Annotated in this window: 15 protein-coding genes; 8 read left to right on the forward strand and 7 right to left on the reverse strand. The window is 41.9% G+C overall.

Annotation, left to right across the window (positions count from 1 at the left end; translation table 11 throughout):
* Nucleotides 1-322 precede the first annotated feature (322 nt).
* Genes V7K30_RS29105 through V7K30_RS29120 form a run of 4 tightly spaced genes read left to right on the forward strand, consistent with a single transcriptional unit; the run spans nucleotide 323 to nucleotide 5,038 of the window.
* Nucleotides 323-2,080 (forward strand): ScyA-related TPP-binding enzyme, encoded by a 1,758-nt coding sequence (locus V7K30_RS29105; RefSeq protein WP_335005320.1) that lies wholly within the window; start codon nucleotides 323-325, stop codon nucleotides 2,078-2,080.
* A 13-nt stretch (nucleotides 2,081-2,093) separates the two neighbouring features.
* The gene (locus V7K30_RS29110) at nucleotides 2,094-3,230 is read left to right on the forward strand and encodes a 3-oxoacyl-ACP synthase III family protein (RefSeq protein WP_335005322.1); all 1,137 of its coding nucleotides are present in this window, start codon (nucleotides 2,094-2,096) and stop codon (nucleotides 3,228-3,230) included.
* A 40-nt stretch (nucleotides 3,231-3,270) separates the two neighbouring features.
* Nucleotides 3,271-4,272, forward strand: a complete 1,002-nt coding sequence (locus tag V7K30_RS29115) for an SGNH/GDSL hydrolase family protein (protein WP_335005324.1) — start codon at nucleotides 3,271-3,273, stop codon at nucleotides 4,270-4,272.
* 16 nt (nucleotides 4,273-4,288) lie between these two features.
* On the forward strand, nucleotides 4,289-5,038 hold the full coding sequence (locus V7K30_RS29120) for an SDR family oxidoreductase (RefSeq protein ID WP_335005326.1): 750 nt from the start codon (nucleotides 4,289-4,291) through the stop codon (nucleotides 5,036-5,038).
* A gap of 7 nt (nucleotides 5,039-5,045) precedes the next feature.
* On the opposite strand, the gene V7K30_RS29125 is transcribed toward V7K30_RS29120, so the two are convergent.
* Complete coding sequence (locus V7K30_RS29125) at nucleotides 5,046-8,672, reverse strand: NB-ARC domain-containing protein (RefSeq protein ID WP_335005327.1); 3,627 nt, start codon at nucleotides 8,670-8,672, stop codon at nucleotides 5,046-5,048.
* A 443-nt stretch (nucleotides 8,673-9,115) separates the two neighbouring features.
* On the opposite strand from V7K30_RS29125, the gene V7K30_RS29130 reads away from it, so the two are divergent.
* Nucleotides 9,116-9,295 (forward strand): CopG family transcriptional regulator, encoded by a 180-nt coding sequence (locus V7K30_RS29130; RefSeq protein ID WP_335005329.1) that lies wholly within the window; start codon nucleotides 9,116-9,118, stop codon nucleotides 9,293-9,295.
* Between the two features lie 492 nt (nucleotides 9,296-9,787).
* On the opposite strand, the gene V7K30_RS29135 is transcribed toward V7K30_RS29130, so the two are convergent.
* A complete protein-coding gene (locus V7K30_RS29135; protein ID WP_335005331.1) occupies nucleotides 9,788-9,934 on the reverse strand; it encodes a CopG family transcriptional regulator in 147 nt (48 codons plus the stop codon).
* 565 nt (nucleotides 9,935-10,499) lie between these two features.
* Between V7K30_RS29135 and V7K30_RS29140 the strand changes: the two genes are divergently transcribed.
* A complete protein-coding gene (locus tag V7K30_RS29140; protein WP_335005333.1) occupies nucleotides 10,500-11,813 on the forward strand; it encodes an ABC transporter ATP-binding protein in 1,314 nt (437 codons plus the stop codon).
* 274 nt (nucleotides 11,814-12,087) lie between these two features.
* Here V7K30_RS29140 and V7K30_RS29145 read toward each other — a convergent pair whose 3' ends face one another.
* A complete protein-coding gene (locus V7K30_RS29145) occupies nucleotides 12,088-12,402 on the reverse strand; it encodes a hypothetical protein (protein WP_335005335.1) in 315 nt (104 codons plus the stop codon).
* Nucleotides 12,403-12,784: 382 nt separating this feature from the next.
* On the opposite strand from V7K30_RS29145, the gene V7K30_RS29150 reads away from it, so the two are divergent.
* The gene (locus tag V7K30_RS29150) at nucleotides 12,785-15,373 is read left to right on the forward strand and encodes an AAA-like domain-containing protein (RefSeq protein ID WP_335005336.1); all 2,589 of its coding nucleotides are present in this window, start codon (nucleotides 12,785-12,787) and stop codon (nucleotides 15,371-15,373) included.
* A gap of 240 nt (nucleotides 15,374-15,613) precedes the next feature.
* Here the strand turns inward: V7K30_RS29150 and V7K30_RS29155 are convergent, their stop codons facing one another.
* On the reverse strand, nucleotides 15,614-15,790 hold the full coding sequence (locus V7K30_RS29155; RefSeq protein ID WP_335005338.1) for a hypothetical protein: 177 nt from the start codon (nucleotides 15,788-15,790) through the stop codon (nucleotides 15,614-15,616).
* A gap of 632 nt (nucleotides 15,791-16,422) precedes the next feature.
* Between V7K30_RS29155 and V7K30_RS29160 the strand changes: the two genes are divergently transcribed.
* A complete protein-coding gene (locus tag V7K30_RS29160; protein WP_335005340.1) occupies nucleotides 16,423-18,294 on the forward strand; it encodes an AAA-like domain-containing protein in 1,872 nt (623 codons plus the stop codon).
* Between the two features lie 324 nt (nucleotides 18,295-18,618).
* Here V7K30_RS29160 and V7K30_RS29165 read toward each other — a convergent pair whose 3' ends face one another.
* The 3 genes from V7K30_RS29165 to V7K30_RS34440 form a co-directional block, all read right to left on the reverse strand.
* On the reverse strand, nucleotides 18,619-19,374 hold the full coding sequence (locus V7K30_RS29165; protein WP_335005342.1) for an alpha/beta fold hydrolase: 756 nt from the start codon (nucleotides 19,372-19,374) through the stop codon (nucleotides 18,619-18,621).
* A 334-nt stretch (nucleotides 19,375-19,708) separates the two neighbouring features.
* Nucleotides 19,709-20,221, reverse strand: coding sequence for a flavodoxin FldA (gene fldA / locus V7K30_RS29170; RefSeq protein WP_335005344.1), 513 nt, complete (start codon nucleotides 20,219-20,221; stop codon nucleotides 19,709-19,711).
* A gap of 96 nt (nucleotides 20,222-20,317) precedes the next feature.
* On the reverse strand, nucleotides 20,318-20,383 hold the full coding sequence (locus V7K30_RS34440; protein ID WP_442941120.1) for a hypothetical protein: 66 nt from the start codon (nucleotides 20,381-20,383) through the stop codon (nucleotides 20,318-20,320).
* Between the last annotated feature and the right edge of the window lie 88 nt (nucleotides 20,384-20,471).

Below are 20,471 nucleotides of genomic sequence, written 5' to 3' on the forward strand. Positions count from 1 at the left end.
GTGAACCCATCTGCGTTGGCGGAGCCCGCCGCAGGCATCGCCACATTTGTCGCTCTTAAAGTCTCTGAACATTTCTTCTATATCAAAGCAGAGTTGAAGTAGGTAGACAATAAAGTACCAAACTGTGTGAAGATAAGCAAGTAGATTGACACAAAAAAACTAAACTATCTTAATAAAGATGAAGTAGGCTAAAAGCCTCTTGCCTCTTGCCTCCGGCATAGCTGCTTGCTGCTTGATTTGAACGACAAATATTTACGCCGACCTACTTCGGGTGTGGGATAATGTTATCCCACAGAGGAAATTCGTCCTAAGTATAGTTTGTATGGATGTGAAATTTCAGGATACACAAGCGAATACCACTGAACAATTAAACTCAACAAAACAACCATCTTATAGCAAGCCATCCGTAACTTTTTCGGTAGCAGAGGCAGTGGTAAAAATCCTGGAAGAGATGGGAGTGCAGTATGCGTTTGGTGTTTCGGGAGGCGCGATCGCCCCAGTGTGGGCTGCATTACACCAAAGTTCCATCCAGGTGCTGCACTTTCGCCACGAAGCCGGAGCCGCTTTTGCCGCCATTGAGACATATTTTGCTAGCGATCGCCCAGTTGTGGTATTCACTACTACAGGATCGGGGATCACCAACGCTTTGACAGGATTGTTAGCTGCTCGTTGGGAGGGCGCTAAGGTGATTCTTGTGTCAGCTTCAACTTCAGCACCACAGCGCGGTCGGTGGGCTTTCCAGGAAACCAGCGCGTACACTATGCCCAGCACAAGTATTTTTACTTCCGGGCAAATATTCCATTACGCGACCACTCTCGAATGTAGCAATGAACTCACAGAGATTTCTCGAAGCCTTGGCCTTGGTTTAGCACGGCCCGAAGGATTTGTCGCGCATCTAAGTATCCCTACAAACATCCAGACAAGTTCAGTCAATACATCGTTACCAAGATTGATTTTGTCTCATGCTATGGCAACAGCAAGTGAGGAAACAATCGCAGAATGTGTGCGGTTACTGTCTGAAGGCCCCTTTGCCATCTGGGTTGGCTTCGGTGCGCGCGATGCTGCCGAAGAGATTCGCCAACTTGCTCAGAGAACAGGGGCTGCGGTAATGTGTTCGCCGCGTGGTAAAGGGATTTTTCCCGAAGATCATCCACAATTTGTAGGAGTCACAGGCTTTGCTGGACACAAGTCTGTTTTGACATATATGCAGGAGTACTGTCCTTTGCATACTTTGGTTCTGGGAACGCGCCTTGGTGAGTTTACCTCCTTCTGGAACCCTACCATGATCCCCCAGCAAGGATTTTTGCATATTGACATCGACCCAGATGTGCCAGGAGCGGCGTATCCATATGCCGAGACGTTTGCTATCCAGTCTGACGTAAAAGTGTTTATGAAGCAGCTGCTGAAGCACTTTTGTGTAAGTAATAGTCGCTCAACGGCGGTAACGCTGCCTCGACCCGAACTTGATTTAATCCAGCCATGTACAGGTGATTTAGTGCGACCCAAAGTACTTATGGATGCGATTCAACAGGTGATTGTTGAAAGAAGCGATGCAGTAGTAATGGCTGAATCGGGTAACTCGTTTGCTTGGGGAATTCACCATCTGCAATTTACTAAACCAGGCCGCTTTCGCGTTAGCACTGGCTTTGGGTCTATGGGGCATTTCGTTACGGGCGTTGTGGGTGCGGCACTGGCAAGGAATGGTAAGGCTGTTGCTATTGTTGGGGATGGTGCCATGCTCATGAATAATGAGATAAGTACGGCCGTGCAACACCAGATTCCTGCTGTCTGGATTGTACTCAACGACTCGCGCTACAACATGTGCGATCAAGGTATGGTTTTACTTGGGTTTAAGGGTGTGCATACACAGATTCCACAGGCGGATTTTGTTAAAATTGCCCAGAGTATGGGAGCTGATGGTATCCGCGTTGAAAGTGAGTCTGACATTCAGACAGCACTAGAGAAAGCACTTACCTCAACTGGTCCGTTCGTTGTTGATATAATCATTGACTCTACCCAAACTGCGCCAATTGGGAATCGTATTCATAACTTAATTTCGCAGGTGACTACGAACTATTAACAGGAAATTGAACATGGTGCATCCCCCAGTAGGTATTTGTTCGCTAGCATTGAGCTTTCCCAGCATTAGATGTACAAAAGATTACTACAGAGAAAATTACCCAGATTTGCTCGCGACTGTCGAGAAAAAAAGCTTGGCAACGCTGTTTTCGCTTTCTAACTCCACCCCCAGCAATGAGTATGAGTTGGAGATGATGCCATATTTAAAAGACCCCTTTCGTGGCACAGTTGAGCGGCGGATACTTGCTCCCAGTGAGTCGTCGCTGACCCTGGAGTATCGGGCAGCAAAGGATGCCCTCGAAGCGGCAAAGCTTTCTGTCAACGACGTAGACCTCCTGCTCGTCGCCTCGTTTTTACCTGAACAAATCGGATTTGGCAATGCCGCCTTCCTTGCTCGTCAACTGGGACTACAGTGTGGCGCATGGAATCTTGATGCGTCATGTGCTAGTACCCCGATTGCCCTTCAAACTGCTTGTGCTTTAGTACAAGCAGGAATACACCGCAATGTGCTAGTGGCGATCTCATGTACGTACTCTCGCTTCTTCGATAAAGACGATACTCTTTCATGGTTTTTTAGCGATGGTGCTGGAGCTTTCCTGGTTAGTTCACTAAAACCGAACCAAGGCATTCTTGGCACAAAGACAGTTAATACGAGTATCTTGTGCGATCAATTCTCTTTTAAACTTACTGAGAACGAACAAGGCAATCAACGGCTTCAGATGCAGGTGCCCAAGGGCACGAATAAAGTGATCGGCGAAACTGCTGCGGATCTACTCCTTACTTGTTGTGGGGGGGCTATTGCTGCTGCTGGTGTTACCCTGGAGCAAATTGACTTTTTTATTTTCAATACTCCGACTGCTTGGTTTGCAAGCTTCTGTACGCGTGTATTGGGCATTGACCCAGAACGCACAATTAATGTCTACCCTCTCTATGCAAACATTGGAGCAGCGCTAACTGTAGCCAATTTGTACCACGCTGTTCAGCTTGGCAAAATTCGCGAAAATGACTTGGTTTTGATCTATGGCTTTGGCGCAGCTAGTTCTGCCTCTGCAAGCGTGATCCGCTGGGGCAATGTGGCGCTAGGTCCTGTTCCGGTCAATGAACCTGATTCGACAGTAAAAAATTCCGAAACTAAAAGTATCATTCCTTGATAATATATTCACCAGGATTTAAAGTATAGCCAATAGTTAAATGAAAAAAACAATTCTGACGACAGGATTTATCCTATTGTCTTTCATGTTTCCGCTTAAAATCTCAGCGGCACAGAATTATAAGGATATTTATGTTTTTGGTGACAGCTTTTCTGATACAGGAAATGCATTCAATGCCACAAATAAAACCTTTCCCCCAAGTCCGACATACTTTGATGGCCGTTTTTCCAATGGTCCAGTTTGGGTAGAATATCTGGCACAAGACTTAGGATTATCTTTCAATCCTCGCACCAATTTTGCTTTTGGAGGGGCTACCACCGGAGTCAATAACATTAGCGTTCCTGGGTCACCCGGATTGCAACAGCAAATCGCTAGCTTTACAGCAGAAAATCCGTCTGCGAATCCCAACGCTCTCTATATTGTGTGGGCTGGTGCTAATGATTACTTCAGTTACTTTGCCGGGAGTGTTCCCAACCCTAATCAGGCAGTTGCAAATATATCAGCAGCGGTGACATCGCTTGCTGCCATAGGCGCTCAAGATATTATGGTAGTTAATCAGCCAGATTTGGGAAAGTTTCCAGTTGCAAACTTCAATAGTCAAATACCCAGCTTATTCAGTACGTTGACCAATGCACATAACTCTGGCTTAAACGCGACCATCAACTTTTTGAACCAGCAACTAGACCCTGATATCAACATCATTCCTTTCAATGTTAATGACTTATTTAGTAGGATAATCGCCGAACCAAGGGAATTCGGACTGACAAATGCTACCAACTATTGTATACAAGACTTATCAGTAGTGCCCTTAAATTTGCCTACCCAATCAGTCGCCTGTAATCCAGACAAGTTTTTATTTTGGGACCCAGTTCATCCTACAACCGCAGCTCATCGGCTGATTGCAGAATCTGCATTTTCAGTACTGAAGCCAGTGTCTGTCCCTGAAGCTTCTAATGTGTTAGGGGTATTGGCTTTTGGTGCTTTAGGTGCAGTTTCGGCACTGCAACGCCGTTATCAGTTAATGCAGAACAAAGCAATTTAGAGGGAAAGTCACACCTATGACAGCTCAATTTGATGGAAAAGTAGCATTAGTTACTGGGGCTTCATCAGGCATTGGTCGGGCAACAGCGATCGCATTTGCACGTGTTGGAGCAAAGGTCGTGGCTGCCAGTCGTAGAATTGCCGAGGGGGAGGAGACTGTGCGCCGCATACAAGAGGCAGGAGGAGAGGCTATTTTCGTTCAAACCGATGTATCAAGGGCAGCTGAAGTGGAAGCGTTGGTTAACAAAACAGTGGATACTTATGGTCGTTTGGACTGCGCTTGTAACAATGCCGGACGCGCAGTTTTCAGACCACTGATTGAAATGCCGGAAGAAGACTGGAACCAAATGTTTGACGTAAATCTCAAAGGAATGTGGCTCTGCCTCAAGTACGAGATTAGCACGATGCTCAAACAAGAGGGCGGCGCAATTGTAAACGTTGCTTCAATTGGTGGTGTGATAGGTGCCGCAGGCACTGCCGCCTACAGTGCCACTAAAGGTGGAGTTATTGCCTTAACGCGATCAGCGGCAATAGAATACGCCAAATCTGGCATCCGGCTCAATATTATAAGTCCCGGTAGTATTGAAACTGATATGTTAGCAGATGTGCCCACAGACCTACTCGCTCAAGTTGCAGCTGGGCATCCTGTAGGACGTCTTGGCAAGCCGGAGGAGGTTGCAGAAGCTGTGGTATGGTTGTGTTCGGACGTAGCTTCCTTTGTTACAGGGCATAACATGATAATTGATGGGGGATATACCGCGCAGTAAGTGTGGTCTACTCCTGTTTCTCAACCGCCCCTAAATCTTTCAGAGTAATTTTTTGAGCTTCAATTAAACCTCTCACCTTAGTAATATTCATCGCTTCGTAGAGTCTATAGCTTCTCAAAATTTTCAGGCACTCACCTGTCTTGACATTCCAAAGCTTAATAGTCTCATCTTCACTGCTACTAACCAAGGTTTGACCATCGGGACTAAAAGCGACCGACCAGACTAACTTGGTATGTGCTAACAAAGTTTTTACGCAACTGCTTGTGTTCAGATCCCATAGCTTGACCATTTGATCACCACTGCCACTTGCCAGGGTGCAATTATCCAGAAAAGCAACTGTGTATACGCCACTAGTATGCCCATATAAAGTTCCAATACATTTACCTGTCCTGACATCCCAGAGTTTCACCGTTTGGTCAAAGCTGCCACTCGCCACTGTATTACCATCAGGACTTAAGGCGACTGACCAAATCCAGTCAGTATGACCGTACATAGTTTGAAGGCAACGACCAGTGCTGACATTCCAGAGCCTTACTGTTTGGTCATTACTAACACTGGCCAGCATCTGACTGTCCTGGCTAAAAGCGACTGCCCATACCCAATGAGTGTGACCTTGTAAGGTTTTGAGGCATTGCCAGGTCTTAGTATCCCACAGTTTCACTGTTTGGTCTTCACTGCTACTGGCAAGCATACTACCTTGGGGGCTGAATGCAACTGATGTAACCCGATTACTATGTCCCCGCATAGTTTTGAGGCACTGACCGCTGCTAGTATCCCACAGCTTTACTGTTTGGTCTTCACTGCCACTGGCAAGTATAGTACCTTGAGGACTGAAGGCTACTGATGTGACTCGATTACTATGTCCACGCATAGTTTTGAGGCACTGACCAGTACTAGCATCCCACAACCTTACCGTTTGGTCACCACTACCGCTTGCAAGTATCATAGGATCTTGAGGGTTGAAGATGACCGACCAAATCCCATTAACATAACCCTGCAATGTTTTAAGGCATTGACCGCTGCTAGTATCCCACAGCTTCACTGTTTGGTCATCACTACCACTTACTAGTATCTTACTTTCAGAACTAAATGCGACTGACCAAACCCTGCTATTATGTCCGTGTAGAGTGGTAAGGCAGCAACCAGTACTTGTATCCCAGAGTTTCACCGTTTGGTCATCACTGCTACTTGCCAGCGTTTGACCATCAGAACTGAAGGCAACAGAATTTACGCAATCAGTATGACCATGCAGAGTCTGAAGCCATTCACCTGTACTGACATCAAATAACCTCACAGTTTGATTATGACAGCCACTGGCCAGAGTTTGACAATCCGGGCTGAAAGCAACTGATTTACTCCCACTATTATCAACCTGCATAGTTTTGAGGCATTGACCGCTGCTAGTATCCCACAACTTCACCGTTTGATCATCACTGCCACTGGCAAGCGTAGTACCTTGAGTACTGAAGGCGACTGATGTAACGCGATTACTATGTCCCCGCAGAGTTTTGAGGCATTGATAGCTGCTAGTGTCCCACAACTTCACCGTATGGTCTTCACTGCTACTTCCAAGCAGGTGACTGTCTGGACTGAAAGCAATTGACCAGATTCCACCACTATGACCTTGCAAATTTGCAAGGCATTGCCCCGTATTAGTATCCCATAGCTTCACCTTTTGGTCATCACCGCCACTAGCAAAAATCTGACCATCGGGACTAAAAGCCACTGGCCAGATAAAACCTGTGTGCCCTTTAACGATAAGCAATTGTTTTCCATCCGCAACCTTATACAGGCGAATCTCACCATTAGTATCCCCCGTAGCCAAGAGTTTTCCATTAGGGCTAAATGCCACCGAATGAATACCCCCTAAAGTTTCAACAAAAACAGACTTAGCTAGATCGGCGTAAGCGAAATTTACATTGTGCAAATTTATGTTGCGTAGATCTGCTTGCCAAACTGTTAAATAAGAAAAATCATAGCCATTTAGATTCGTCTCAAGATAGCAAAGCAGATTAAGAATATTGCCAGCCGTATACCCTGGTTCTAGTGGAGATTCTTCTCGCAGTCTTGCAAGAATTTGAGTTAACTGATTTTCAATGTTTTTTTTGCTTCTTAAGATATTAAGCAACCCATCTCCAACTGGTTTAATGATGAGGCGAATTTGAGTGTCTTTAACATAGTCTTTCCCCGTCGCTTTCATCAAAGCATGATGTCTGAATAAATCAATATTCTTAGTGGCAATTTCTTCACAGACTTGTTCTATTAATCTACTAGCCACATACTCCATAACCACAGGTTGAAGTGTGAATAGTGCTTCACTTTTTTCAATCAGCATAGGCGTTGGCATTAGCAAAGCGGTAGCGAGTCCTCTCCCAAGGGGAGACGCCAAGGGCGAACGAGCGTCAGCCTCTCGGAAAGAAGCTTTCTCGATTAAAGATCGCCTTCCCAGAGATTCCACAGCCTCCAGTAATTTTGCTTGTGGTACTGGTGACATAATATCTTCGCGCAATTCCGAGAGCGTTATCGGCTCACGATTAATCGCTAGCCAGTACATTATTTCCTTTTCTAAATCTGACAAGCGCTCAAATTGCTGCTCTAAGATATCGCGAATGTCTCCAAAAACAGCCGTGTCTTGTTGCAAAAATCCAGTCACATTACCATCAAAAACATCTTGAATAGTCGTAGCAACTATCTTTAAGGCTAATGGATTGCCTACATAACGTTCAATCATTACTTTCCATTCATTCTCTGCCGCCGATAGTCCCTTGAGTTTTAAGATTTCTTGCCCTTCCGCCACCTTCAAACCACTTAGTGGCAATGAGCGAACAGGTAGTGCTTGTCCTTCCAATAATGCAACTTCTCTAGGTTTTTCACGACTAGTGAGCACTAAGCAGCTTTGGTGAGTTGCTTCTCCTACCCGTCTTAAAATCTCACCATATTCCTCATATCCTTCTCGATAAAGTCCGGCGCGGCTACCACTGCGGAGAATTGACTCTGCATTATCAAGGATCACTAAACAGCGATGATTTTGTAAATAGTAGAGTAGTCGCGATACCCGATTGCTAAAGCTTTCTGGTAAGTTACCTTCTGTTTCCTGTTCGTCAGATAGAAATTGGATTAGGTTACCTAGAATAATTTTAACAGGTGGAGCTTCTCGTAGCGATCGCCAGATCACATACTCAAAGTTGTCCTGAATCTGTTGAGCAAGCTTTACAGACAGCGCCGTTTTACCAATGCCTCCTATTCCCAATAGTGCCACCAATTGGCAGTGCTCATTGAGAATCCATTGCTCTAGGGTAGTAAGTTCTTCTGTACGTCCATAAAAAACTGAGTTAAAGATAGCTTCTCCCCAATCTAGACGAGTATTTGAGCTTAAATAGTCACTTTTATCTATTTTTAAGTTAAAAGCCGAAAAAAGCTTTTCAATAGTCTGTTTGTCAACTCCTCCTTCTCGATTCAATACTTTCGAGATGGTAGCGGAATATAACCCCGATCGTGCACTCATTTCTTCGAGAGTGTACCTATTTCCAAAATTTTCCTTTGCTTCTGACTGATGCTTTGCTTCCTTAATTTTTTGTAACCCCTTGGTAGTAAGTGCAACGCCACGCTTGCGTCTCCAATTTTGTAAAGTCATGTATTAACTCACTGTTCGTGTAATTACCTTTGACTAAAAGGAATTATCTACTAGGTTGCTATAGATATGAGGTGATAGCCATAACAAACGAATAATCTCATGTTGCAGAAGATTTAAAACAGGTATATTACCAAAATATTCACTGATGAAAACTACCTTTGGCAATCCACTCATCTGCGTAAGTCAACACCGCTTGCTCAACAGATAATCTAGTCTGTGAGGCATTGCTAACATCAGATCTTCAGCCGAAAGCTTTTTGCACTTGGGTAATAGCAGATTCCTTACGTGTGCTGCTAGTTGTTTAATACCTTGACTTTTCAGTAATATGTTTGGGGCGTAAAGCTTAAGTTCAATCTCAAAATCTCGATTTTCACTGGTAAAAATAGTTTTGAATTGGCAATCTTGATAAAGAAAGTTTGTATATATATCTAGCGTATCAATCAATGAATAAAACTGCTGCACTTAAATTTCCCCGTTTGGCAACTTCCAGTAAAAAAAGGGCGCTTAAGCGAATTACCTTAAACTTGACATCAGATGAAGCCCAGAACCTTGAAAAGTATTGTGAACAGACAGGTAGACCAGCAATAGATGTGATTCGGCAACTCATTCAAGCCTTGCCTTGAACTGACTTTTCACGCCAAGTCTGAAAAGCCCCAGGAAAAAAGAGTCATAGCTAAAGTAGAAGGTGTTGCAGATTGGAATAAAGGTTTTTAAATTTCCTCTGACGAGAGTAATTCAAGAGCGGTAATCATAGATTAGACCCTTACGACTGGATATTTGCTATTTCAATACTGTTGTTTGTTGAAAAAATACTAAAAAACAAGGGTTATAGATTATTCTCTGACGGAAGTGACGACAGAATAAGGATAGTCGCCGAACCGGAGAAACAGTCTTTCACTCCTCATTGTGCAACTCAATAATAGTTATCACGTTATCTTGTTTTCGGCGTGCTGCGCTCGTTTACGGCGGGCGTAGCACGCCTTAACTCAATTTTTACGTCCCTCTCAATCCTTACAAAAAATTACCACTCGTTAATTTAACACCTCCAATTCAACCAAATTCTAATGCTTGTATCTTGAGAATGAACCAAGGGGAAATGGTTCGCAAATCTACTTTTATTTCGCCAGTGGCAAGGCTCGAATGAGTTCTCGAATCACATCTGTTGCTGGTCTGCCTGTCTGTTCACAATACTTTTCAAGGTTCTTGGCTTCATTTAATGCCAGGTTTATAGTGATTCGCTTTACCGCCCATTTTTTGTTCATGCTGAAACAGATAAATCGTGTAATTATAGCTTCAAACCCTGATTTTACCTTCCCAACTGGAAAGTAACCTAAATTTGGGATGTGCCAAGATACTTTTTCAATAGGATCGGTTGTAAATAAATATTGCAGGTGTGCTTTGATGATTTACTAACTTGTCCATAAATGATATATGAACAATCAAGATTTGGTACTCTAAAATCCAATACACTTGGGTTAGTGATAATCTGACTCGGAAGTTCCCCCCAACCCACGCCACTTGGTTTAAGTCTCTTAACCCGTCCAACACAGTGGCTCCCCTGAAAAAGTGGGGCTTAATTCCCTCCTTTTTAAGGAGGGTTAGGAAGGATCAAGTCTTAACCCAAGCGTATTACTCTAAAATCAACTTTTCGCCCCTTTGATCTTAATTAAACAGAACGTGTATTATTATGGGCGCTAAAGTGTCATTAGTCATTGGTTATTAGTGATTCTCCCCCAATGCCCAATGCCCCATGACGGCAGTTGCTCCACTTGGGTCAACCCAAGACCGCACTGCCTCCCCCATGCCCAATGACAATAATTAACAGTTGTGTCCCAAGTTGTTTTAGAAAACGTTTATAAAAGTTTTTCCTCGCGTAAAGGGGAAAGTGTTGCCTCACAAACCGAACTCCCACTCAAGTCTGGAGGGAAAACTGATGCAGTGCGAGAACGTGCAGAAAGTGTCAATGTTTTGCGGCGGATTAACCTGACGATCGCAGATGGCGAGTTTATGGTGCTGGTGGGCCCTTCTGGTTGTGGTAAAAGCACCCTGCTGCGGTTAATCGCCGGGTTAGAAGTGATGACTGGCGGTAATATTTGGGTAGGCGATCGCTTGATCAATGACCTACCACCGAAGGAACGCGACATCGCAATGGTGTTTCAAAATTACGCCCTTTATCCTCACATGACGGTGTATGATAACATCGCCTTTGGGTTACGTCGTAGGGGAAGCAGGGGAGCAGAGGAGCAGGGGAGCAGAGGAGAAAATACTTCTTATCTTCGGACGTGGGCAGAAAATCTTTTTGTGGGGGCGACAAGAAAGCTACCTAAAGGACTGCACTACATTTCTGACAAAGAACGGGCGGTGGATGAGCAGGTGCGTAGTGTTGCCCAACTGTTACAAATTGAAACATTGCTGAATCGCTTACCTAAACAGCTATCTGGCGGACAAAGACAACGGGTTGCACTAGGGCGAGCGATCGCGCGAGATCCTCAAGTATTTTTAATGGATGAACCGCTTTCTAACTTAGATGCCAAACTGCGGGCGGAAACCCGCGCCCAAATTGTCAAATTGCAGCGCCAACTGGGGACAACGACAATTTACGTTACCCATGATCAAACAGAAGCGATGACAATGGGCGATCGCATTGCGATTATGTCTGAGGGTAAAATTCAGCAAGTCGCTTCTCCCCTAGAACTTTACAACCGCCCTGCCAATCTTTTTGTAGCAGAGTTCATTGGTTCACCACCGATGAATTTTATTCCTGTAGAATTTCATGCCCCACAGTTGATTATTCATTCCCACTTTCGTTTCACCCTCCCAGAAGTCTGGGGAAAAGCCTTACAAAAATATGATCAGAAAACTCTAATTTTAGGCATTCGTCCAGAACACTTGAACTTGAGTATGCCTGCTACTAAAAATTTACCTGTACAAGTAGATTTGGTAGAGAATCTCGGCAACGATTCCTTTCTCGCCGTTAAGATTGCCGAACCAGGCTCTCAACCTGCTACTACAGCCAATTATCTACAAGTGCGAATACCACCAGACCGATTTGTCCAACCTGGTGAGCAACTTTGGTTATCGCTAACTCCAGAGAAGATTCACTTTTTTGACCCGGAAACTGAGTTAGCAATATTTCCCTAAAATTAATTTCCCACTTTACTTTTTGCGAAGTAGATCATTGATATTTTGATTTGGGAAGTTATTGAACTTTTACCACCTTCCAGGCTAACTGATTGCTAATCTTGACTTAAGGATAATTGTAGCGACTGTTTTAAAAGTCAAGTGTAGGCGTAGCCCGTCGTAGACATCGCTTTGTTTGTGGAGATTTATGAAAGCGATGCCTACGGCGGGCTACACCTACGCACCTGTGTACTTAATCGCGGTGCGACAAAGTTTGAAGTACTCCAACACGACTTCAGAGTACCTCAACACGATTTTCCAGTACTTCAACATGACTTTCAAGTACTTCAACACGATTTTCAAATACCTCAACACGACTTTCAAGTACTTCAACACGACTTTTAAGTACTTCAACATGACTTTTAAGTACTTCAACATGACTTTCAAGTACTTCAACATGACTTTCAAGTACTTCAACATGACTTTGAGGTATCTGTTGCTTATATAGCAGTTCTAAATCATTCGTGAGAATTTGAGATCGTTTTAACCCCCCTGTAGTCTTGCCTTGGTAAGCTACGGTGTATACACAAGTCTGAAATAGGTTACTCACCTGGTTTTTCGCGTCAGTTTTACCCCACCCTAACCCTCCCCTTGGAAAGGGGAGGGAACAAGATTTCTTATTTCTCCCCTTTATAAGGGGGGATTACAAGATTTCTTATTTCCCCCCTTTATAAGGGGGGATTAAGGGGGGTAATTCGACTTGTGTATACACGGTAGCCTTGCTAAGGGGGGACGGCTCAGACATTGAGATCAAAAGTACGATGCCTGCTCTGGGCTACGCGATCGCCTGATATTGTCTGGTTGGGTTGTAGCTTGCTTCTCCTAATTGGTAAATCAAAATTTTCATGCACTTATGAAAGAAACTTCAGCCTTCAACATGTAGTATATTATGTCTTAATTGACATATCACCTGGGTATTAGCAATGTAGCGTATGACGATGAATTTGCCTGTTCCCCAAGATTATCAATATCAATTTGGTGGTAGTCTTCCTGCTAATGCACCTACCTACGTCACACGCAAAGCTGATGCAGATTTGTATCAGGCTGTGAAAGCTGGAGAGTTTTGTTTTGTCCTCAACTCTCGACAAATGGGTAAATCCAGTTTGCGTGTCCGCACAATGCAAAGGTTACAGTGTGAAGGAATTGCTTGTGTATCTATTGATTTAACCGCAATTGGGACATCAGAAATAACATCTGAACAATGGTATTCTGGGATTATTGATACTATTGCTGGTTCTGAAAGTTTAAAGTTAGGTGAGCAGTTTGATATAGATCAGTTATGGGAAGAAAATTCCCGCTTTTCTGACGTGCAGATTTTTGGAAAGTTTATTGAAAAATTACTAAAATTAATCTCCACACAGATTGTTATTTTTATTGATGAAGTTGATAGTGTTCTCAGTTTAAATTTTCCGGTTGATGATTTTTTTGCCCTAATTCGTGCTTTCTTTAATCAAAGAGTTGATAATCCTGAATATCAACGCATTACTTTTGTGCTTTTGGGAGTAGCCACCCCTTCTGAGTTAATTCAAGATAAAAAGCGTACTCCTTTTAATATTGGAAAAGGAATTGAGTTAACCGGATTTGAATTTGCAGAAGCTTTACCTTTAATTAAGGGATTTTCTGGACAAACTAGCAACCCGGAAGCTGTACTTAAAGCGATTTTAGATTGGACGGGAGGACAGCCATTTTTAACTCAAAAAATCTGTGAATTTGTCCGTCAATCTGCAACTGTAATTCCCCCAGGTGAAGAAGCTGCTTTTGTAGAGAGTTTAGTCAGAAATAGAGTGATTCAGAATTGGGAATCTCAAGATGAACCGGAACATTTTAGAACGATTCGGGATAGAATTTTAAAAAGAGATGAACAGAAAGCATCATACTTATTAGATTTATATCAACAAGTATGGCATTCAGGCGGAATTGATATTGATAGTAGTATTGAACAGAGGGATTTACAGTTAGCGGGAATCGTTGTTAAAAAAGAGAGTAAATTAAAGGTTTATAACCTGATTTATCAAACCATTTTTGACAGCTTATGGATTGAGAAAACTTTGGCCAGTTTGCGTCTTTATGCAGAGAATTATCGTCAGTGGATATTATCAGATAAACAGGATAATTCTAGGTTATTGCGGGGACAAGCTTTAGTAGAAGCGGAAGATTGGGCAAAGAATAAAAGTTTAGGTTTTCAAGATAAAGAATTTTTAGCTGCTAGTCGGAAACGAGAGCGAGAAGAGGAACTAGCAGAAACAGAAATCCAGGCAGAATTAGAAAGGGAAAGGAAAGAAAAGGAAGCAGCAGAAAGAGCTAGACAAATTGAAGGTAAAGCTAAACAGAAAGCAGAAAGGCAATTGGTAACTGCTAGAAAAAGAATGCGTTTTGGACTAGTGGTTTTATTTGTCACTTTAGTGATTACAGCTTTGTTAGGAATAGCTGCATTTATAGGGCTTGAAACTGCTAACAAAAATACAAATGAACTCAATCAATCAATTGTTAAAATTAGAGAACTATCAGCAGTTGCTTCTCAACTTCAACAAAAAGGTAAAACAAACGAAGCGAATCAGTTTTTAAATATTGCAGGTTTAGTTTTGCAGGATAAAATTAATAATCACAAACTAAAAGAGGCTTTATTGGATAGTTCTCTGGTTTTAGGATATCAATATCTAGTTGATCAAAAAAATGAGGTGAATAAAACACAAATAAAAAATGCTGAAATAGATTTTAAGAAAATACTGCCAGAATTATCAGAAATAGAAAATGAAGTTGAGAAGAATTCAAACAACTTAGCAACTTTAGTTTATATTAACTATGTTAAAGGTAAATTAGAAGAACGCTCAGATAAAGTTAGGGCTTTAGCAGATTACAAAAAAGCATTTAAAAATATCAACAGTCTAAAATCTCAATTTAAGTCTAATCTTTATTTATTTACTTTAGACCTAAATATCCTCTACAATGGCAATGCTGATATTGTGGCTTTGCTTTATCGTAAACTTAAAGAATTAGACGGCTCAAATACAGATTATGATCAACCTTTAAAGGAACATTTATTGAATGAATTAGATTATTTGATGAAGCAGCAAAGATGGCGGGAAGCAGATGAGAAAAATTGGCGGTTTCTTCTCTATTCAGCAGGAAGAGAATTTGAAGGTTATTTAGATTTAACTGATATCAGAAACTTTAAGTGTGCTAATTTGAAAAAATTAGATGCACTTTGGGTAAATAACTCCAAGGGGCATTTTGGCTACAGTGTCCAGAAAAAAATATATTTGGCTAGCGGCAATTCTATCGATTTCGATTTTTTGTGGGATAAGGGAAAGTTTAAAAATTTTAACGATAAAAGATATAATGATTTTACGAAAAGAGTGGGATGGAAAGGAGAGGATGGGAAGTGGAGAAGAAGTGAGGAATTACCCATGAACCTAAAAGTGGGGGAGGGAGTGATATCAGATGATGGTGAACTCCCTTTTAGGGACATCGGGAGTAATGGGATTAAGTTAAGGATTCTCTCTTCTTGCAGAGACTTGTGAATTTTAACAGATAAGGCTTTCAAAGAAATGTAAAGATTTATTATTAGTAAATTTTCCACGCAATAATAAGACTTTCGGAGATTCGATACCTGGCACCTGGCAAAGAAAAAAACAAATAATACAAAGGAACTTGAAAAGAGCTAGTTTAGTATCGTTAAAATTCCCAAAAATTCCCAAAAATTCCCAAAAAAAGACATTTTTAGCGATAAATAGAGACACTACTCCTATCTTCATCTCAAATCATTGACTGTGATCTCGAAAAATCATCACTGCAACTTGCGAATTGTAACAATTAGCAAAAATAAATTTCTCAGCCACATCAACAATTTCTGGATTATTTGCCTCCCAAGTATCCCAAGGTAATTGCATCTGTCCTGGTGATGCTTTTTTACATTTGCCCTTAATTACTTTCGGCAAAAATTGATTACCCCAAGAATTTTGACTGGTTCCCAGCCTCAAGGCTGGGAACCCATCCTGGGAGGCTCCGCCTCCTCTTTCTTGACGAGAGGCAGAGCCTCTCGGAATACATTCCCAGTCTTAAGACTGGGAACGAGGCAACCCAACGTCAAAAAAGCCAGATGCCAAGTTGTTAAACCATCATCCCCAAGTCGCTCATAGACTCCATAATTACTAAAATCATAGAAAAAGCCTTCTTGCATTCCTGCTGCTTTCGGATTCGCGTGAATATACCGCAGCGTATTCAATACCCGTTCATGGTCACTTTTAGAACTTATGCACTCACATCGACCAACCCCCTTAAAAAGGGGGCTTTAGAAGTTCCCCCTTTTTTAGCTACGGTGTACACATAAGTCTGAAAATAGCTGAAGAAGACAGGTTTTACCCCACCCTAACCCTCCCCGTATGTAAAGGGGAGGGAACCGGAAATCTTATTTCCCCCCTTTATAAGGGGGGATTAAGGGGGGTGATATCGACTTGTGTGTAACACCGTAATCCGAGTAGTGACGCGATCGCTGTATCCTAGTTTTAAGTCGCGATGTGGCCGTGGCATAAGAAGAATTTGTCATCCTCTAATTCTCCCCATAATATCTATGCCCTTTAACATTTTTTCTAAACCCCCAAAACCTGAACCCGCAGAGATGACTGGTTTAATCAAAATATCGGCATGTGACAACCCAAAGCGGTGCGGGGATGTGATTTTTGTTCACGGGTTAGGTGGTCACGCACGCGGAACTTGGCATCCGCAAGAACTACGCGACGATGATAATTTCTGGTTAACGTGGCTGGGACAAGAAAGACCAGATTTAGGTATTTGGTCTTTTGGCTACAAGGCTGAACCCTTTGAATGGAGAGGTTCAACTATGCCACTCTTTGACCGTGCTAGTAATTTACTGGAATATTTACAAGTTAATGATATTGGCAAATACCCAATAATTTTTATCGCTCATAGCATGGGTGGATTATTAATCAAAGAAATGCTGCGTAATGCTCAGACATTTAAAAAAACAGCAGTTATTGAACAGACAAAAGGTATTGTATTTCTCTCCACTCCTCACACTGGTTCTCATCTCGCTAACTTAGTCGATAAAATTGGGATTTTGGCACGAACTTCTGTCAGTGTTGATGAACTGAAAGTACATATTCCCCAACTGCGTCAACTTAACGAGTGGTATCGGCAAAATGTTGATTCCTTGGAAATTGCTACAAAAGTTTATTTTGAAACAAGACCCACCAAAGGCTTTTTAGTTGTAGACCCAGATAGTTCTAACCCAGCCATCAAAGATGTCCAACCTACGGCTACAGATAACGACCATCTTTCTATCACCAAGCCAACATCAACAAATAATTTAGTATACAAGGGAGTTAGTCAGTTTATTAAGCAACAATTGCTAATTAATCAAGGCAGTGTTGAACAACCAATACCAAAAGTAAAAGAGAACAAATCCTCAGTGATTTTTGAAAATCCTGATGGTCAAGTTCCTCTTAATTCATCCTTTTATATCGAGCGCCCAGAGGTGGAAAATAAATGTTATGAATTCATCCTCCAACCAGGGGCATTAATCCGCATCAAAGCGCCGCAGAAGATGGGCAAAACTTCCTTAATGAGTCGCATTCTTGAGCATAGTCAACAAAAAGGGTATCGCACAGTTTCTCTGAATTTATGGAGTCAAGAAAGTCTTAACGATCTCAGTAGTTTTTTACAGGGATTTTGTGCAATTTTGAGTGAAGAGTTAGGGTTAGAAGAACAAATAGATAAATATTGGAGAAAACGATTAAGCAATCAAGTAAACTGTACTAATTATTTAAAAGAATACTTATTAAAAAATATTGATACTCCTCTAGTATTAGGCTTAGATGATATTGATAAAATTTTTGCTTATCACGAAATTGCTCAAGAATTTTTTGCTCTACTCCGAGCTTGGCATGAAAACGGTAAAAACGAAGTAATTTGGCAGAAATTGCGTTTAGTAATTGCTCATTCTCAAGAAGTATATGTTTCCCTAAATGTCAATCAATCTCCTTTTAATGTAGGTTTATCTGTGGAAATAGGAGAATTCAACGACATACAAATAAAAGAATTAGTCCAACGACATAAATTAAATTGGTCAGAGACACAAATCGGACAATTAAGGGGAATGATTGATGGTCATCCTTATTTATTAAGGACTGCTCTTTATCAAATTTCCACAGGAAATTTAACTTTAGAACAATTCCTGAAAGTTGCTCCCACTGACGAGGGATTATTTAGAGGCTTTTTACATCCCTATCTTTCACTGTTGGAAGAAGATAAAATGTTAAAAGCAGCGTTCCAAAAAGTTATCAACAGTGAGATTCCTGTTAAGTTAGACTCTGTACAAACTTTTAAATTACGCAGTCTGGGCTTAATTGAATTTAAAGGAAATGAAGTTCAATGCCTTTGTAATTTATATCGCTTTTATTTCCGAGAACGTCTATCCGAATAATTACACCCAGCTTGAGAGGATGAACACATCAATAATTAGCGATGCCTACGGCGGCAAGCTACGCACCCCATTAGACCCTATGATAAGCGCGTAGGCGTAGCCCGCCGTAGGCATCGCACTCTTGTATGTCACTCAACGATTAATCAAATAAATTTAACAAAGCTTTCGCCGACCCTTGTTGCAAGCATTACAGGCAGAAGTTTTCGGCTCAAAATCAATACAAGCGATCGCATCCTCCGAACAAGCTTTTTTTGGGTGTACAAACTATCATCGCTCGAACCCAAGCAAATATTAGTTAGTTTTTAAGCGTGGGTCTTTCTGCTTTTATGAATATGTAGAAGTGCTTAGGGATAGTCCAGATGCTTCCAGTAGATGCGGATGATGGCGTTGCCAGAAACTCAAAATCTGTTCGCCAACTTGTTGAGGATAGAAGTAGTGAAAAAAATGATATCCTTGTGGGCATTCCCAGAGCTTATCTTCTGGCTTTAACCAATTCAACCAGTCATGCAATACAGTTGGGTTGACTACCGGATCATTCTTGCTACCACATACCATCATTGGCATAGAAACTCCACCCTTGGGTAAATAAACCAACTTAAACAAAGAGTGTGACGAGGGAGATTGTTCTAAATCTTTATCTAAGGCAGCTACTAACTTCTTAGTGGTATGAGGTGGTTGATTTCCAAAAAGACTGCGAACGGTGCTTGCCAAAACTAGTTCACGGCTGATACTAAAAAGTTGTCGTTGAAAGTAATAGTGAGCTTGCCAATTGTTTGCAGGTTGAGCTGCTACAGCCAGCAGGGTGAGCGATCGCACTTTTTGGGGGAATCGACGGGCAAAGCTTAAGGCGATCGCACCACTTATACCATGACCTGCCAGATGCACAGGGCGATCGCGCCATTCTAAAAACTCATACAGCAACTCCACAGCTTGATCTATGGAACTGGCTTCATCTTTAGTTTGGTGGTATTCCCACTGGGCGATGCTCATATACCCAGATAAGTATTGAAGTAATGGTTTATCAAAACGCTTCAAAACAGGGCTAGCATTTAACCACAGAACATCAAATGAATCAGACATAAATACCTGTCATACCTATAACTTTTTAATTCTCAATTTTGAATAAGAAATTACATCTGTTATTGGTGTCAATTTCAGCTAAAACACAAGAGAAAATCTCCTTTTTACGTAGAACTTGGAAATGCCTTTCCTTACGGCTCTATCGCTAATTATATTCGTCATTCCTCACATTTTTTCAATCTCTTGCTTCGTAGCTATTAGCTTGGTAATTTATTCTCAAGCTAATAGCTAAAGTCCGTTTCAGCGGACTCAATTGAGTTAATTAGAGTCAGTTAGTGGTTGTCACTTGAAGTTGGCACAGATGCACAGATGCACAGATGTAATCTCGTACTTTTTACAAACCAAATTCTTTCTTCAACTGAGAAACCCAAGTTTTAATTCGCTCGTCTGTTAAATCAGATTGACTACCTTGATCAAGTGCCAATCCGACAAACTTGCCATTTCTCAAAGCTCTAGAATTCTCAAAGTCATAACCCTCAGTTGGCCAGTAGCCAACAGTTTTACCGCCCCGCTGGGAAATTTTTTCTTCGATAATTCCAATTGCATCCTGGAAGTTATCGCTATAGCCATATTGGTCTCCATCACCAAAATAGGCAACCAGCTTACCTTTAAAATCTATTTCATCCAGATCGGGGAAAAAGCTTTCCCAATCGCTCTGAAGTTGACCAATATCCCAAGTGGGAGAGCCAATAATCACCAATTCATACTCATCAAAAGTGGTAGTATCCGCTTCGTAAATAGGATGTAATGTTACAACATCACCACCAAACTCATCCCGAATCTTTTCAGCATCAGATTCAGTGTTACCAGTTTGAGTACCGTAAAACAGACCAATTTTTTTCGACATATTGTCACCTGATAAATAGTTTTGCGCTCAATCAAAAGGACTTATGCAACAATAGCTATTCGTCCTTTAAATAAACCTCACACAAGTTGATGGAACTTAGAAAAATAAACTGCTATTGGTTAACAGCAGGAAGGCAAACAAAGCTCCTCCACAGCTACCCACTGTCCAGCCAGGATTAAACTCGCTCCAAGAGTCGTCCTGAGAGGTTGGTTAACCGAGCGTTCCCTGCCCTCCAGGGAATCGACTCTGG

This window comes from Nostoc sp. (assembly GCF_036917655.1).
Lineage (GTDB): Bacteria > Cyanobacteriota > Cyanobacteriia > Cyanobacteriales > Nostocaceae > Nostoc.